Here is a 17,011-nt window from a genome sequence, read left to right on the forward strand (position 1 = left end):
CCAAAAACCTGAAGGCTGACCGCCTTGTGGTGCAACCAGTCAAGCGAAGCTTGTACAGATACCATCGTTAGCTCTCGCTAACCATCTTGCACCAATAGTCAAGATCAAAGGCAAGAGCTGGATTTGTGATGATTTGTTATTGGTGCTCTGTTCGACCGTCAGGTCAGTGGCGTTCAACGATTGAGCATGAACTACTGAAAGCTTGCCGCTTTCGGTGCGAACGACCCAGTAGTGGCCGGATAGGAAGTCGACTTAAGGCTTACCCCCCGAAATTACATCCAACCACCCCGGAGTCTTTTCCTCTGGTGCGAGGATTGGTGCTTTTCGAACAGAAGAGTCATGACCACTGGCTGCGTCTGCAATGATCGTGAGCTTGTCGTGCATAGACACCAGTAGGAACCAAATGCCCGAACCGAAGCAGCCAACCAGAAAACCCAGTATTGCACCGATGACTTGGTGGCCTGCTCCGGAACCCACAATGGCACCTCCGATGACACTGAAGAGGATACCTAACCATGCGAAAAAGCTCACAACCTTAATGACCAGATGTTTCATCCCTACCCCTTTGCCTGTTGGCGCTCCAATATCAGATTGCCAGATTGTACAGAAGTGCAAAGGGTCAAGGTGAGTTAGCATCCCCCCTGAAGATACATACTCACCACCACAGGATAGAGCTGCTTCCTCACCAGTTCAGCTCCAGAGAACGAAAGGAATACTGCTATGCGTATGTTTGTGACGGAGGAAAGGCTTTTGATCGCAATTCACGAAGGCAGGAAAACGAGGATTGCCAAGGAAGATGCCTCGACGTTTAGGATGTTGCTCGGCAGGGGCTTGGTAACGGGTACGAGTAGTGACGAAGCCGAGTTTATCAACGCCTCACTTACTCCGGCTGGTAACCAAGTGCTTTGGGAGATTTTCCGACGCGACTGATTCTGTATCACCAGTGCACCTAGTTGCGTATACATCAGCGAGTACGGCTTGATGGCGCCTTGCAGGTGTACCGACTACGCCTATAGACAACCCAAACGAGCACAGATACAATCGGCACACCCAAAACGGTACAAGGCATTCAGCATCATGTTCATCCGTGCTTACCTCCGAGCTTCGACCGACTCTCAAGACGCCAATCGTGCTAAAGGCGCTCTGATTCAGTTTGCTGCTGACAACGGTCATAAGATCGCTTCCTTCTACACCGAGAACGAATCAGGGACGAAGCTAGACCGAGCTGAGCTGTTCCGGTTACTGGACGATAGCCACGATGGTGATGTGCTGCTGATTGAGCAGGTGGATAGGCTCTCTCGCTTGTCTCCCGATGACTGGGCGAGCCTGAAAGCCATCATCGCAGCCAAGAAAGTCACAGTGGTGTCCCTTGACTTGGCTACCAGCCATGCAGCATTGAAGCCCACTCAAGGCCAAGATGACTTCACCAAAGGCATGATCACTGCCGTAAACGGAATGCTGCTCGACATGCTCGCTGTGGTCGCACGCAAGGACTATGACGACCGTCGCCGCCGTCAGGCTGAGGGTATTGAGAAAGCCAAGGCCAGAGAGGTGTACAAGGGCCGACAGATCGATCAGGCACTTCATAACCGCATCAAGGCATGTCTCGAGGCTGGTAAGAGTATCCGCAAGACTGCCGAGATTGTCGGCTGTGCAGTGTCCACGGTGCAACGAGTGAAGGCCGCGTAACATCATTGATGCTTGCCACGTCCCTGCCGCCCGGTCAGGGGCGACGAACCCTGATTGCCCTAACTTATTTTGAAATCAAGAACGATTCCTATTGACCAGCTCGCACTTGGCTAAGCACCTCGGGCAATAACAACACATTACATTTCCAGCTAGATAATCGAATAGATATGTAAGTGCACTGGAAATTTTCGGGGCGGGATAGAAAACCGTGTCAAAGTCACTTGTCCGGTTGCTGCACCAGAACAGCTCTAATTATAGCCGCCATGAGTTATATCGCTGCAAACTTAAAGGCTCTTTCCACCAAGAATAGAAGCGGACTACCCCACCCATTTTCTGGAAAGTGGGGAGCCTCTCAGTGCGAATGAACGATCGAGATAAAAAATTACTCGTAGTACGAGATAACCCCTTTCAGCTGTTCTGCGAAAACAAAGATATCATCTAGCGACTCTATCGGATGTCGAGTTTCGTTCTTCTCCCCATCGAAAAGACCGATGTACTTCTGACTCCGATTGAAATGGAGTCGGCAAATTGGTTTACGGTTGTTGTCATCGAGTAGAATACCGAAGTAGCTTTGCGTGTCTCGATGGACAATTCGCTTCGCGTCAACTACTGTCCTTACGATAGCCTTGACGATATGAAAGCCCTCCAGCTCGTCAAGTGTCGTCTGCACGCGATCCTCAGTAGACTCTTCGGGGGTATCATTTGCTGCATCGCTTTGCACTGCCGCCATTGCATAGGATGGTTCGACAGCACCGCTCATAGCAGACTTCAAACGATCATTAACCTGATCCCCGAGAAACTGAGCAGCCGCTTTCCGGGTCAAAGTAGTAAACTGCTCCCGAACCTTTTGTGTAATGATCCCATCATATACACGAGCAGCGAAGAACTTGACGAAATCTTCAGTCGGCTGACTGAACTGAACCGCCATTTCCTTCTTGATCTGGCTTACATACTTCAATTCGCCAGCAGCACTGATGATCGAATCGACGTCAAAGGCCGACTTGGTGAGCTTCTGAAGCTCAGGAAGCACATGCTCATCAAGATCGAGCAGATCAAGCTCTAGAAATGGCTTTTCATCCATCTTGTTCGGTGCATCAAGGTCAGTGAAGAACTTGTAGACCCGCCCATTGGTCAGGATCGAAATCCGAGCATTGGTGACGTGGAAATATCTGAAAAGCTGACTGGCATGATTGATATTCAGCGGTTCTCCAATCTTCTTGCATTCAATCAGAATTTGAATCTCTCCATTCTTCATGATTGCGTAGTCGATTTTCTCACCCTTCTTGGTCCCGACATCACAGATGTACTCTGGCGTCACTTCTGAAGGATCAAACACGTCATACCCGAGCACGGAATTGATGAAAGGCATCACGAAGGCAATCTTCGTAGCCTCTTCCGTCTGGATTGCAGCGCCCTGCTGTCGAATTTTGGCGGATAACGCGTTCAGTCGCTCTAGAAATTCCATATCTCGTTCCTTGCATAGAGAGCACTATCCTAGTGGGAGCCACCAATGCTGGCAATTCTGAATCACACCCCAGCCGAACGAAGAGACCAGTGGTGGATTGCGAAAATTGAGACGATGCGGAGAGAGACTTGGAAGGAGGTAGGCTGCAAGCTAAAATGTCGAGCATGATGCACCACTTCGGTGTACCTACACGCTGTCACACTTCGAGATTTTTGACTGAGAAATCCTTGTAAAATCAAGGACTTAGAGATAGGTGGTAACCCCACCAGCCACACCCCGGCACACAATGTTCCCGCTGTGGCTGCTGCCTTCCGGCTCTGACCAGGTTCACGGGTAATCGTTGCGGGGGGACCGATGGGGTCACCATAACGACGCCTGCCTCTCGGCAAGCGGGGCCATTGTACCGATCTCATCGGAAGTTACAACCGTTGGTGACGGATTAAAAATATGAAGGGGTTCAAGCACTTGCCATGGCCATTAGCTTCCCCGCCATCCCCTGTGGGAGGGGGCTTGCCCCGATAGCGGACTGCCAGCCAATAAATCAGTGACTGACCCAACGCTATCGGGGGCAAGCCCCCTCCCACATTGGTTCGTCATTGCGCCTGCAACACCTCATCCGCCCGGCCGCCCTCTTCCTGGATCACCAAGTGAATGAAGTGCAGCTTGGCGATCACCGCCGGTGGTAGCACGAACGGGTAGAAATCCGGCTGGCCCATGGCGCGCGACAGCTCATTGAGCATGCCCGCCAGTTCAATCCAGGCGTTAACGAACGACAGGAACGCAGGACCGCTGGGATGTTGGGGGTCGTAAAGCGTAGTAAGGGGGAACGGCTGGTAATCCAGGTCCATCTCGCGGGCGCTCATGCCAAAGCCTAGGGCAGTGTCGACGGCGTCCATCATGTGCAAGTAATGAGCCCAGGTTTCGGCCCAGTCTTCCCAAGGGTGCATGGTGGCGTAGGCGCTGACGCAAGTTTGCTGCCAGTCAGGACGCGGGCCGTTTTGGTAATGCTGGTCAAGGGCGTCGGCATAACTGGCGCGTTCGTCGCCGAACAGGGTGCGAAAGGAGTCCTGCCAGTGGGTATTGGCGATCAGGCGATCCCAATAATAGTGGCCGACCTCATGGCGAAAGTGACCGAGCAAGGTGCGGTAAGGCTCGCGCATCTGCACCCGGATTTTTTCGCGGTGGGCGTCGTCGGCTTCCTTGATGTCGAGGGTGATCAAGCCGTTCGAATGGCCTGTCATCGGGGCGTTGCCTTCCAGGTCGATGCCAACGAAATCGAAGGCCAGGCCGGTGTCTTCGTCAACGCTCTTGGGCACGACGCTCAGGCCCAGGCTGATCAGTTGCGCCACCAACCGGCGCTTGGCGGTTTCTACCTTGCGCCAGCGCTCATGGTTTTCCGGGATCGACAGGTCGGGGATCGTGCGGTTGAGACTACAGGCCACGCACAGCGGTGCGGTGCTGTGGGCCGGAATCAGCCAGTTGCAGGCGGCAGGCGTGCCAAGGTTGGCGCAGCGGCGAAAGGCGCCGGCGTCGAGGTTATCGTCCTGCAGCCAGGTGCCTTCGACGGGGCCGGGTTGCAGCGAGGACAAGCGACTTTGCCGGGGTTGATAGCCCAGCAGCGCTGCGCATGCCAGGCATTGGCTGTTGCGAAAGAATAGGGACTGGCCGCAACGACATTGCCAAACCTTGCTGTTGCGCGAGGATTCGGCCATGAACGGTGCGGCAATGCGCGAACTGAGTTGCTCGAAGTAGCGGAACATGGCGATCTCTTCCTGGGGTGACCAAGACTAGATCAATTCCCTTCGAAGATCGTTCCAAAAATGGGATGACATCCCTATAGGCGTCAGGCGTGCCGACGATGGCACTCCTTGGCGCGCGATCGCCGGCAAGCCGGACGCCTACAGGTGAGGGTCAACTGACTGGAATGTTGTGCGTGGCGAGAAAGGCCACGAAGGCCTCTTCGTCCAGCACCTTCAAGCCTAACTCGCTGGCCTTTGCCAGTTTCGAACCAGCACCCGGCCCGGCCACCACGCAGTGGGTTTTCGCCGAGACGGAACCGGCCACCTTGGCGCCGAGGCTTTCGAGCTTTTCCTTGGCCACGTCGCGACTCATAAGCTCCAGGGAGCCAGTGAGTACCCACGTGTGTCCGGCTTCAGGCAAGCCTTCTACGACCTTTTTCTCGCTTTGCCAGTGCATGCCGAAGTCCTTGAGCTGCTGCTCAATGGCCAAGGCGTGCTGGGCGTTGTCCGGGTTGTCGAAGAAGTCGCGCACGGCCTTGGCCTGCTTTTCGGGCAGCGCCTGGCGCATGTCCAGCCAGTCGGCCTTGATCACGCCTTCCAGGCTGCCGAACTTGTCCGCCAGCTTCTGCGCAGCGCCTGGGCCCACGGACGGTACGTGCAGCTTGTCGAGCAAGCCGCCCAAGGTGGTGCTAGCGGCGAACTCGGCGCTGAGGTCGCCCTGATCCTGCAATTGCAGGCCGCACTTCTCCGGCGACAGCAGTGCGCCAATCACTTCCTGGTTATGGCTGTCTTCAAAGAAGCTGTGGATCTCGTGCGCCACTTCAAGGCCCACGTCGGGCAAGTACGTCAGCACCGGCGGCAAGGCCTGCTGCACGCGCTCAAGGGACCCCAGCGAGCGTGCCAGCACTTTGGCGGTCTCCTCGCCCACGTCGGGGATGCCGAGCGCGTAGATAAAACGCGCGAGGGTCGGCGTCTTGCTGTTCTCGATGGCGGCGATCAGCTTCTTGCTGGAGATGTCGGCGAAGCCTTCCAGGTCGATGATCTGCTCGTACTTGAGCGTGTAGAGGTCGGCTGGCGAACCGATGAGTTTTTCATCCACCAGTTGCTCGATGGTCTTGTCACCCAGCCCATCAATGTCCATGGCCCGGCGCGAGACAAAATGAATGATCGCCTGCTTCAGCTGAGCGCCACAGGCCAGGCGCCCGACGCAGCGGTACACGGCGCCTTCGCTGACGGTTTCCTTGCCCTTGCTGCGCTTGACCAGTTGAGTGCGCTCCACGTGCGAGCCACACACCGGGCAGCTCTCGGGAACCGGTACCGCGCGGGCATCGGCCGGACGTCGCTCAAGCACTACGGACACCACTTGAGGGATCACATCTCCAGCGCGCCGGATGATCACAGTGTCGCCAATCATGACGCCCAGACGCGCCACTTCATCCATGTTGTGCAAGGTGGCGTTGGACACAGTCACACCCGCGACCTTGACGGGCTTCAGACGCGCTACCGGGGTGACGGCGCCGGTGCGGCCGACCTGGAATTCCACGTCGAGCAGCTCAGTGAGTTCTTCCATCGCCGGGAATTTATGGGCGATGGCCCAGCGCGGCTCACGGGCGCGGAAGCCCAATTCACGCTGAGCAGCAATGCTGTTGACCTTGAAGACAACGCCGTCGATCTCATAGGGCAGGCTGTTACGCCGCTCGCCGATATCGCGGTAGTAATCCAGGCAATCCTGAATACCCTTGGCCAGCTTCAGTTCATGACTGATGGGCATGCCCCATTTTTGCAACTGCTGCAGGTTCCCGATGTGGGTATCGCTGATGTCAGCAGTTACCTGGCCAATGCCATAGCAGCAGAATTCCAGCGGGCGGCTGGCGGTGATTTTCGAATCCAACTGACGCAGACTGCCGGCGGCGGCATTGCGCGGGTTGGCGAAGGTCTTGCCGCCGACTTCCAGTTGCGAGGCATTGAGCCGTTCGAAGCCGGCCTTGGACATAAAGACTTCGCCACGCACCTCCAAGGTCGCCGGCCAGCCGCTGCCGTGCAGTTTCAAAGGGATATTGCGCACGGTGCGCACGTTGACGCTGATGTCTTCGCCAGTGGTGCCGTCACCTCGGGTGGCACCGCGCACCAACTCACCGTCCTGATACAGCAGGCTGACCGCCAGGCCGTCCAGTTTGGGTTCGCAGCTGTACTCCACTTCAGCACCAGCGCCAAAAAGGTCGCCCACCGGCAAGTCCAGGCCTTCAGTCACCCGGCGATCAAACTCCAACATCGTGGTTTCATCAAAGGCGTTGCCCAGGCTGAGCATCGGGATCTCGTGCTTGACCTGAGTGAACGCCGACAACGCCGCGCTGCCGACCCGCTGCGTCGGCGAATCCCGTGTGACCAGTTCCGGATGCTCAGCTTCCAGAGCCTTGAGCTCGTGGAACAGCCGATCGTACTCGGCGTCCGGAATACTCGGCTCGTCGAGGACGTGGTAACGGTAGTTGTGCTGATCCAGTTCAGCGCGCAGTTCGAGGATGCGGGTGTGGGCGGCGGTCATGGGTGTTCTCTCATAAAGCAAAAGAGCAGCCGAAGCTGCTCAAATGTTGGTGCGCTTAATTCTATCGACAACGCTTGAAGCCAAACCTCAGCGTTTCTGTGTCAGGGCGCGACGCTCGAATTCGACGATGCGCTGACGGTAGTGTTCGATGGTCTGGGCGGTCAGGACGCTACGTTGGTCGTCCTTCAGTTCGCCGTTCAACTCCTGGGACAGCTTGCGTGCTGCAGCCACCATCACATCGAACGCTTGTTTCGGGTGACGCGGGCCTGGCAGGCCAAGGAAGAAGCTCACCGCTGGAGTGCTGAACAGGTCGATGTCGTCCAGGTCGAAGGTGCCGGGCTTGACTGCGTTGGCCATGGAGAACAGCACTTCGCCGTTGCCTGCCATGCTTTCGTGGCGATGGAAAATATCCATCTCGCCAAAGCGCAGGCCGCTTTCGAGGATGTTCTGCAACAGGGCCGGGCCTTTGAAGCCGGCGGCGTCGCGGCAGATCACGCTGATCACCAGCACTTCTTCAGCAGCAGGCTGATCGTTAACCGATTGGCGCGGCGCGTTCTTGCCAACGTTTTCGTCCGGGAAGTCATCGTCACGGCTGCTGAAACTCGGGCCTTCGTCGACGTCGAGGTTCAGGTCGCCCTGATGGGGCTCGGCCACGGCGGCATTGGCGCGCTTGCCACGTTTGGAGGACGGTTCACGGGCTTCACGCAACGGCGCGCTCATCGACGGCAAGTCGTGCTCGTCCAGTTGCGGCTCTTTATGCGTGTCCAGCACACGGGGCGGCCCCAGCAGCTCGGCGCTGCCGTCGTCGTCAGGCAAGTTGGACAGGTTGCGGTCCAGACGGAATTTGAGCTTGCCCTTGCCACCGCGCATGCGGCGCCAGCCATCAAAAAGAATACCGGCAATGACAATAATGCCGATGACGATCAGCCACTCGCGCAGACCGATTTCCATGTAATCCCGTGCCTCTAATAAAAAATGCTGAAAAATAAGGGGTTTAGCACCGTGCAAACCGCTTTAAAACGTGGCGCCAACTCTATGTTCTGACTGACGTTTTGCCCACGCACACGAAAAATTGACATTAAACTAGCACGACCAAAGATAACTTTACACCGTCTGTCAAAATGCCTTGAACAAATATGTCCATTTGCCACTTTCACTTGACCGGTAAATCACCTGACATCGCATGAAAACTATCTCTCATGGCGCAGCTCAGGATTCCACCATCGCCATCGCTTCTTCGACATCCACTGCGACCAAACGCGAACAGCCCGGTTCATGCATCGTCACACCCATCAACTGATCAGCCATTTCCATGGCGATCTTGTTGTGGGTGATATAGATGAACTGCACGGTCTGGGACATCTCTTTGACCAGTCGTGCATAGCGTCCAACGTTAGCGTCATCCAATGGAGCGTCAACTTCGTCGAGCATACAGAACGGCGCCGGGTTCAATTTGAAGATGGCAAATACCAGGGCCAATGCGGTCAGGGCTTTTTCGCCGCCGGACAACAAATGAATGGTGCTGTTCTTCTTACCTGGAGGCCGCGCCATGATCGTTACCCCTGTATCGAGTAGATCTTCGCCCGTCAGTTCCAAGTAAGCGCTGCCACCGCCGAAAACTTTCGGGAATAACGCCTGTAAACCGCTATTAATCTGATCAAAGGTATCTTTGAAGCGATTACGGGTTTCCTTGTCGATCTTGCGGATCACGTTTTCCAACGTATCCAGGGCTTCGACCAGGTCGGCGTCCTGGGCATCCAGATAACGTTTACGCTCGGACTGCTGCTGATATTCATCGATGGCCGCGAGGTTGATCGCGCCCAGGCGTTGGATACGTGCAGCAATCCGCTCAAGTTCTTCCTCGGCTTCTTTCTCGTTGGCCTGGGCGGTCAGGGTGTTGAGCACGCCGTGCAGGTCGTAGCCGTCTTCCAGCAATTGGTCTTGCAAGGTTTTGCGGCGCACGGTCAGGGCTTGCCACTCCATGCGCTGTTGTTCGAGTTGGCCGCGAATCAATTGGGATTGCTGCTCAGCCTGGGTTCGGCGTTTTTCCGCGTCGCGCAATTCGCGGTCGGCGTCTTCCAGGGCGATCTGCGCAGTCTTGAGTTCTTCGTCGACGGTCATGCGCTTGTCGAGCAATTCTTCGAGCTTGAGGCGCAGCTCTTCCAACGGCGCTTCGCCCTCCTCCAGATTGAGGCTCAGTTGCTCGCGCTTTTCGGTGAGGCGTTCGGATTGCATCTCCAGGCGTTCAAGGGCCTGGCGTGTGGAATCATGCTGGGCGCGCAGCGAGCCGAGGCGTACCGCCAATTGGTGCGCGTGATCCTTGTGCTGCCGGGCTTCCTGGCGCACGCGGTCAAGGCGTTCGCGCAAGCTGTCGCGCTGGGCCAGTAGCAGTTCGCGCTGCTCGGTATCGAGGGCCATGCTGTCGAGCGCCTCCTGCAAGTGCAGGCGCGCTTCGCCGATCTGTTCATGTTCCAGGGCGCGTTGCTCGCCCATCTCGGCGACTTCTTCATCAAGACGGGTACGGCGCAGGGTCAGTTGTTCGGCCTTGGCTTTGCTCGCCGACAGTTGCGCCTTCAACTCGCCTTGCTGACGCGCTTCGTCCTGCAACAGACGGCGCAGGTGTTCGCGGCCGGTCTCTTGCTGGCGCTGGGTGGCGCGCAGGGTTTGCAGTTCGGTTTCCAGGCTTTCGAGGGTCGCTTCACGCTCTTCGCGCTCAGCGATCAGGTTGACGATTTCCTGGCCACGGGCCAGAACGCCACTTTCCGCTTCACTGGCGCGGCGAACCCGCAAAAAGTGCCGGCCGACCCAATAGCCATCGCGGCTGATCAGGCTTTCGCCGGCTGCCAATTGACCGCGCTGGGCCAGGGCCTGCTCCAGGGAATCCACCGGTTTGACTTGGCCCAACCACGGCGACAGGTCAATGGCGGCCTCGACCTTATCCAGCAGGCTGCCCGGCACCCGCGCACCATCGGCGGCGGGGCTGAGCAAACGCAGATCGCCTTGGGCAAACCCGGCCAGGTCGAAACCGCCAAAGTCATCCACCAGCACTGCTTGAAGATCGGCACCGAGCACGGTTTCCACTGCCAATTCCCAGCCGGCTTCGACCTTCAGGCCTTCCGCCAGGCGTGGCCGCTCGGCCAAATGCTGGTCGCGCAACCATTCGGCGGTGCCGGTACCTGGGTCCAACGCAGCTTGCTGCAAGGCTTCAAGGGATGCCAGCCGACCATTGAGCCGCTGCAAATCGCCCTGGGCCTGCTGCTGGGCCTGGGTCGCCTGTTGAAGTTGCTGACGCAGTTGCTCCAGGCGCTCCACTTGTTGTTCTTCGCTGGCTTCCAGCTCCTCCAGCGTCATTTCGCTTTCGGCCAGTTGCTCGCTGAGGTCCATGATCGCGGCGTCTTCCGGATCAGCGGCGAGCAATACGCGCTCTTCCTGCAAGCGGCGCTGGCGCTCGGCCAGGCGCTCCATGCTGGTTTCCAGTTGCTGGATGCGCGACTGCTGCACCTCGGCCTGGCGACGCGGCTCGGCGGATTGCAGGTTGAAAGCGTCCCACTGTTCCTGCCAGCCATGCATGGTGGTTTCAGATTCTTCCAGGGCCGCGGCGGCTTCTTCGGCGGCGGCGCTGGTGATTTCCTGCTCTGGGGTGAGCATGTCCAGCTCTTCGCCCAGGGTCAGCAGCAAGGTGCGGTCATGGCCCAGGTGAGATTCGGTCTCCAGACGCGCGCGTTCGGCTTCCTTCAGATCGTCCTGCAATTGGCGCAGGCGCTGCTGGCCGTGCTGGATGCTCTGCTCGACACGGGCGATGTCGCCGCCTACCGAATAGAAGCGGCCTTGCACCAGATTGAAGCGTTCGGACAGATCATGGTGCCCGTCGCGCAGACGCTCGATGCTGGCGTCGGCGTTACGTTGCTCCGCCACCAAGGCTTCAAAACTGATTTCCTGGGTACCGATGATCGCTTCGCGCTGCCCCACTTGCTCATTCAGCGCCTGCCAGCGCAGGGCCGAGAGTTGTGCCTTGAGCTGGCGTTCTTCGCCCTTGTATTCCTGGTATTTCTCGGCCGCCTGGGCCTGGCGGTGCAGGCGCTCCAACTGGCGCTCCAGCTCGTCGCGCAGGTCGGTGAGGCGGGCAAGGTTTTCGTGGGTACGGCGGATGCGGTTTTCGGTTTCGCGGCGGCGCTCTTTGTACTTGGAGATGCCGGCCGCTTCTTCAATAAAGTTACGCAGGTCTTCGGGCTTGGCTTCGATCAGCTTGGAGATCATGCCCTGCTCAATGATCGAGTAGCTGCGCGGGCCCAGGCCGGTGCCAAGGAAAATATCGGTGATGTCACGTCGACGGCACTTGGTGCCGTTGAGGAAGTAGCTGTTCTGGCTGTCGCGCGTGACTTTGCGGCGGATGGAAATTTCCGCGTAGGCCGCGTACTCGCCGATCAAGGTGCCGTCGGAGTTATCGAACACCAACTCGATGCTGGCCTGGCTCACCGGCTTGCGGCTGGTGGAGCCGTTGAAGATGACGTCGGTCATCGACTCGCCGCGCAGGTTTTTTGCCGAGCTCTCGCCCATCACCCAACGGACGGCGTCGATGATGTTCGACTTGCCGCAACCATTGGGCCCGACCACCGCCGCCATGTTACTGGGGAAGTTCACCGTGGTCGGGTCGACGAAGGATTTGAACCCCGCCAGTTTGATGCACTTGAGCCGCACGCTTAGCCGTCCGCCAACGCTGCGATGACCAACGAGCTGCTGCGCTGGCAGTAGGCCGACAGCACCAGGCGAATCTGCGGCACGTCACGGGCCAGTACGGCGGCGAGCAGTTGCTCGAACAGCGCCAGGTACTCGCTCATGGAGGCCTTGCGCTGATCCAGGGCCAGGTAATAAGCGCGGTTCATCGCCGGTTGCAGGTTCTCGACGGTTTCCTGCAGGTACGGGTTGTTGGCAAAGGGGTACGCGGCGCGCATCACGTTAAAGCATTCTTCGACGAAGGCGCGGATGTCCTCACGCTCGAAATTGGTCACCAGGCGCTGCTGGATCTGCACGAACGGCGCCATGTCGGCCTGGGTCTGCCAGCCTTCGGCGACGGCATTGCCGAGCAGGATGTACAGCTCGCTCATCAGCGTGCACAGGCTCTGCACCTTGTGTGCGGTGAGCTCGGTCACGTGGGCGCCACGGCGCGGCAGGATCGCGATGAGGTGGCGCCGTTCGAGGATCAGCAAGGCTTCGCGCACAGAACCACGGCTGACATTGAGCGCCAGCGTGACTTTCTGTTCCTGGATGCGCTCACCAGGCTTGAGATCGCCGCGAATAATGCGTTCGGCGAGGTGGTGAGCGATTTGCTCGGCGAGACTGTCCGGCGCCTTGAACGTCATGTTTTCCCTTCAAAATCTTCTATCGGTACAAGCGCGGCAGTGTAGCGCATTGGCTGGCTGATGGCGCTACGCCCACCGTGGCGAATTTGGCATGAAATAAGCAGCGGCTGAGCAGCGTAAGCCCGCAAAAACGCCGGTTCCAAAAGACTGGACCATAATTGAGAGTGTTGCGATCGCATTTTCTTGACCTGCTGGTCAGAAAATCATTGACCGAAAAGTCAGACATGACTAGATTCGGCGAAAAGCGGTTAACAACAATAATGAGTCTGCGAGGCCTTCCGTGATCCAGTTTTTACTCAACCAGGAACTCCGTAGCGAGCACGCCCTGGACCCCAACCTGACCGTGCTCAACTATCTGCGTGAGCACGTGGGCAAATCCGGTACCAAGGAAGGCTGCGCCAGCGGCGACTGCGGTGCGTGCACCGTGGTGGTCGGCGAGCTGCATCGCGACGATCAAGGCGTCGAGCAGATTCGTTATCGCAGCCTTAACTCGTGCCTGACCTTTGTGTCGTCGCTGCACGGCAAACAACTGATCAGCGTCGAAGACCTCAAGCACCAAGGCCAACTGCACAGCGTGCAGCAAGCCATGGTTGAGTGCCACGGTTCGCAATGCGGCTTTTGCACTCCAGGGTTTGTGATGTCGCTGTTCGCCCTGCAAAAGAACAGCGACGCTCCCGACAGCCAGAAAGCCCATGAAGCCCTGGCCGGCAACCTGTGCCGCTGCACCGGCTACCGCCCGATTCTTGCAGCCGCCGAACAGGCCTGCTGCAACAAGCCCCAGGATCAGTTCGACAGCCGCCAGGCCGAGACCATTGCACGCCTCAAAGCCATCGCGCCGACCCAAACGGGCGAGCTCAACAGCGGCGACAAACGCTGCCTGGTGCCGCTGACCGTGGCCGACCTGGCCGACCTCTATGACGCCTACCCCCAAGCCCGCCTGCTGGCCGGCGGCACCGACCTGGCGCTGGAAGTCACCCAGTTTCACCGCACACTGCCAGTGATGATTTACGTCGGCAATATTGAAGAAATGAAGCGCGTCGAATCGTTCGACGACCGCCTGGAAATAGGCGCCGCCACCGCCCTCTCTGACTGCTACACCGCACTGCATCACGAATACCCGGACTTCGGTGAGCTGCTGCACCGCTTCGCCTCTCTGCAAATCCGCAACCAGGGCACGTTGGGCGGCAATATCGGTAACGCCTCACCCATCGGCGACTCACCGCCACTGCTGATCGCCCTGGGCGCGCAGATCGTGCTGTGCAAGGGCGACGTACGCCGCACTCTGGCTCTGGAAGACTACTTCATCGACTACCGCGTGACCGCCCGCCAGGACAGTGAATTCATCGAGAAAATCATCGTACCCAAGGGCCATACGCTGTTCCGTGCGTATAAGGTTTCCAAGCGCCTGGACGATGACATTTCCGCCGTCTGCGCAGCCTTCAATCTGAAGATCGACAACGGCGTAATTCGTGAGGCACGCGTCGCGTTCGGCGGCATGGCCGCGACACCAAAACGCGCGAAAAGCTGCGAAGCCGCATTGGTCGGCGCCACTTGGAACGCCGCCACCGTGGAGAAAGCCTGCGCCGCCCTGGCCCAGGATTTCACGCCGCTGTCGGACTTCCGCGCCAGCAAGGAATATCGCCTGCTCAGCGCGCAAAACCTGCTGCGTAAATACTTCATCGAACTGCAAACGCCGCACATCGAGACTCGGGTGACCGCTTATGTCTAACCATCACGCCGTGGAAAAAACCCAGGCCGAACTCGCCGAGCTGTTCGCCCAGGACCTGACCTCCGGAGTCGGTCGCAGCGTCAAGCATGACAGCGCCGCCAAGCACGTCAGCGGTGAGGCGCAGTACATCGATGACCGCCTGGAATTCCCCAACCAGTTGCACCTGTATGCGCGCATGTCTGACCGCGCTCACGCCCGAATCATCAGCATCGACACCGCGCCCTGCTACGCCTTCGAAGGTGTGCGCATCGCTATCACTCACGAAGACGTACCGGGCCTGAAAGACATCGGCCCGCTGATGCCCGGCGACCCGCTGCTGGCCATCGATACCGTGCAGTTCGTTGGCCAAGTGGTACTGGCGGTTGCCGCCCGTGACCTGGACACCGCACGCAAAGCCGCCATGGCCGCCGTGATCGAATACGAAGACCTGGAACCGGTGCTGGACGTGGTCGAGGCCTACCGCAAAAAACACTTTGTGCTCGACAGTCATACCCATCAACGCGGCGATTCGGCAGGCGCACTGGCAACGGCGAAAAACCGTATCCAGGGCACTCTGCACATCGGCGGCCAGGAACACTTCTACCTGGAAACCCAGATCTCGTCGGTGATGCCCACCGAAGACGGCGGCATGATCGTCTACTGCTCCACACAAAACCCCACCGAAGTGCAGAAACTGGTAGCCGAAGTACTCGATGTGTCGATGAACAAAATCGTCGTCGACATGCGCCGCATGGGCGGTGGTTTCGGTGGCAAGGAAACCCAGGCCGCCAGCCCCGCCTGCCTGTGCGCAGTGGTGGCGCGCCTCACCGGACAGCCGACCAAAATGCGCTTGCCGCGTGTGGAAGACATGCTGATGACCGGCAAGCGCCACCCCTTCTATATCGAATACGACGTGGGCTTCGACGACAGCGGCCGCCTGCACGGGATCAACCTGGAGCTGGCCGGCAACTGCGGCTGCTCGCCGGACCTGTCCAACTCGATTGTCGACCGTGCCATGTTCCACTCCGACAACTCGTATTACCTGGGCGATGCCACGGTCAACGGCCATCGTTGCAAGACCAATACCGCGTCCAACACGGCTTACCGTGGCTTCGGCGGGCCCCAAGGTATGGTCGCTATCGAAGAAGTGATGGACGCCATCGCCCGCCATCTGGCGCTGGACCCGCTGGCGGTGCGCAAGGCCAACTACTATGGCAAGACCGAGCGCAACGTCACCCACTACTACCAGACCGTCGAGCACAACATGCTCGAAGAGATGACCGCCGAACTGGAGGCCAGCAGCCAATACGCCGAGCGCCGCGAAGCGATTCGCCTGTACAACGCGCACAGCCCAATCCTGAAGAAAGGCCTGGCGCTGACACCGGTGAAGTTCGGCATCTCGTTCACCGCCAGCTTTCTGAACCAGGCCGGTGCGCTGATCCATATTTACACCGACGGCAGTATCCACCTGAACCACGGCGGCACCGAGATGGGCCAGGGTTTGAACATTAAGGTGGCGCAAGTAGTGGCCGAAGTGTTCCAGGTGGAAATCGACCGCGTGCAAATCACCGCCACCAACACCGACAAGGTGCCCAACACCTCGCCGACCGCCGCTTCCAGCGGCGCGGACCTGAACGGCAAAGCCGCGCAGAATGCCGCCGAAACCATCAAGCAACGGTTGGTGGAATTTGCGGCGCGCAAATACGACGTGAGCGAGGCGGACGTTGAATTCCACAACGGCCATGTGCGCGTGCGTGACCAGATCCTGACCTTTGAGGCACTGATCCAGCAGGCCTACTTCGCTCAGGTGTCGCTGTCGAGCACCGGCTTCTACAAGACCCCGAAAATCTTCTACGACCGCAGCCAGTCACGCGGGCGGCCGTTCTATTACTTCGCCTTCGGCGCAGCCTGCTGCGAAGTGATCGTCGACACCCTGACCGGCGAATACAAAATGCTGCGCACCGACATCCTGCATGACGTAGGCGCCTCGCTGAACCCGGCCATCGACATCGGCCAGGTGGAGGGCGGCTTTATCCAGGGCATGGGTTGGCTGACCATGGAAGAGCTGGTGTGGAACAACAAGGGCAAGCTGATGACCAACGGCCCGGCCAGCTACAAGATCCCGGCGGTGGCGGACATGCCGTTGGATCTGCGGGTGAAGCTGGTAGAAAACCGCAAAAATCTGGAAGACACAGTGTTCCATTCCAAGGCCGTGGGCGAACCGCCGTTCATGCTCGGGATTGCCTCGTGGTGCGCGATCAAGGATGCGGTGGCGAGTCTGGGTGACTATCGCCATCAGCCGAAAATCGATGCGCCAGCGACGCCGGAGCGAGTGTTGTGGGGGTGTGAGCAGATGCGCAAGTTGGCTGCTGCGAAGGTGGTTGAGGCTGATACCGAGATGGCTTCGCTCTAGACCGAGGCGCTGCCATCGGGGGCAAGCCCCACTCCCACATTTTGATCTGTGAATACCCTCAAATGTGGGAGGGGGCTTGCCCCCAATAGCGGCCT

General features: G+C 58.5%; 11 protein-coding genes and 1 other RNA gene. 4 read left to right on the plus strand and 8 right to left on the minus strand.

What is annotated here, in order from left to right; genetic code table 11:
* Positions 1 to 252: 252 nt before the first annotated feature.
* Positions 253 to 555, minus strand: a complete 303-nt coding sequence (locus tag G9Q84_RS10660; protein WP_181643274.1) for a hypothetical protein — start codon at positions 553 to 555, stop codon at positions 253 to 255.
* 165 nt (positions 556 to 720) lie between these two features.
* On the opposite strand from G9Q84_RS10660, the gene G9Q84_RS29085 reads away from it, so the two are divergent.
* Together G9Q84_RS29085 and G9Q84_RS10665 are read left to right on the plus strand one after the other, a co-directional pair.
* Positions 721 to 930 carry a hypothetical protein gene (locus G9Q84_RS29085; RefSeq protein ID WP_207182452.1) on the plus strand — a complete coding sequence of 70 codons (210 nt, stop codon included), beginning with the start codon at positions 721 to 723 and terminating at the stop codon, positions 928 to 930.
* 147 nt (positions 931 to 1,077) lie between these two features.
* A complete protein-coding gene (locus G9Q84_RS10665; protein WP_181643275.1) occupies positions 1,078 to 1,689 on the plus strand; it encodes a recombinase family protein in 612 nt (203 codons plus the stop codon).
* A 382-nt stretch (positions 1,690 to 2,071) separates the two neighbouring features.
* Here G9Q84_RS10665 and G9Q84_RS10670 read toward each other — a convergent pair whose 3' ends face one another.
* The 7 genes from G9Q84_RS10670 to G9Q84_RS10700 all read right to left on the minus strand — a co-directional run bounded on the left by G9Q84_RS10670 (position 2,072) and on the right by G9Q84_RS10700 (position 12,795).
* The gene (locus tag G9Q84_RS10670; RefSeq protein WP_181643276.1) at positions 2,072 to 3,154 is read right to left on the minus strand and encodes a type I restriction endonuclease; all 1,083 of its coding nucleotides are present in this window, start codon (positions 3,152 to 3,154) and stop codon (positions 2,072 to 2,074) included.
* 260 nt (positions 3,155 to 3,414) lie between these two features.
* Positions 3,415 to 3,511: signal recognition particle sRNA small type (gene ffs, locus G9Q84_RS10675), an RNA gene on the minus strand.
* 236 nt (positions 3,512 to 3,747) lie between these two features.
* Positions 3,748 to 4,914, minus strand: a complete 1,167-nt coding sequence (locus G9Q84_RS10680) for a zinc-binding metallopeptidase family protein (RefSeq protein ID WP_181643277.1) — start codon at positions 4,912 to 4,914, stop codon at positions 3,748 to 3,750.
* A gap of 151 nt (positions 4,915 to 5,065) precedes the next feature.
* Entirely contained in the window at positions 5,066 to 7,435 is a 2,370-nt protein-coding gene (ligA, locus tag G9Q84_RS10685; protein WP_095185357.1) for an NAD-dependent DNA ligase LigA, read from the minus strand.
* Positions 7,436 to 7,522: 87 nt separating this feature from the next.
* A complete protein-coding gene (gene zipA, locus G9Q84_RS10690) occupies positions 7,523 to 8,386 on the minus strand; it encodes a cell division protein ZipA (protein WP_032887633.1) in 864 nt (287 codons plus the stop codon).
* A gap of 258 nt (positions 8,387 to 8,644) precedes the next feature.
* Positions 8,645 to 12,133, minus strand: coding sequence for a chromosome segregation protein SMC (smc, locus tag G9Q84_RS10695; protein WP_181643278.1), 3,489 nt, complete (start codon positions 12,131 to 12,133; stop codon positions 8,645 to 8,647).
* Between the two features lie 2 nt (positions 12,134 to 12,135).
* Positions 12,136 to 12,795: a GntR family transcriptional regulator gene (locus G9Q84_RS10700; RefSeq protein WP_032887629.1), complete on the minus strand. Its 660-nt coding sequence runs from the start codon at positions 12,793 to 12,795 to the stop codon at positions 12,136 to 12,138.
* A gap of 280 nt (positions 12,796 to 13,075) precedes the next feature.
* Here G9Q84_RS10700 and xdhA point away from each other — a divergent pair, with 280 nt between their 5' ends.
* Together xdhA and xdhB are read left to right on the plus strand one after the other, a co-directional pair.
* Entirely contained in the window at positions 13,076 to 14,524 is a 1,449-nt protein-coding gene (xdhA, locus tag G9Q84_RS10705) for a xanthine dehydrogenase small subunit (protein WP_032887628.1), read from the plus strand.
* Positions 14,517 to 16,916, plus strand: a complete 2,400-nt coding sequence (gene xdhB, locus G9Q84_RS10710) for a xanthine dehydrogenase molybdopterin binding subunit (protein ID WP_181643279.1) — start codon at positions 14,517 to 14,519, stop codon at positions 16,914 to 16,916. The genes xdhA and xdhB overlap by 8 nt, the downstream gene beginning before the upstream one ends.
* The last annotated feature ends 95 nt before the right edge of the window (positions 16,917 to 17,011 follow it).

It is taken from the genome of Pseudomonas sivasensis (assembly GCF_013778505.1).
Taxonomy (GTDB): Bacteria; Pseudomonadota; Gammaproteobacteria; order Pseudomonadales; family Pseudomonadaceae; genus Aquipseudomonas; species Aquipseudomonas sivasensis.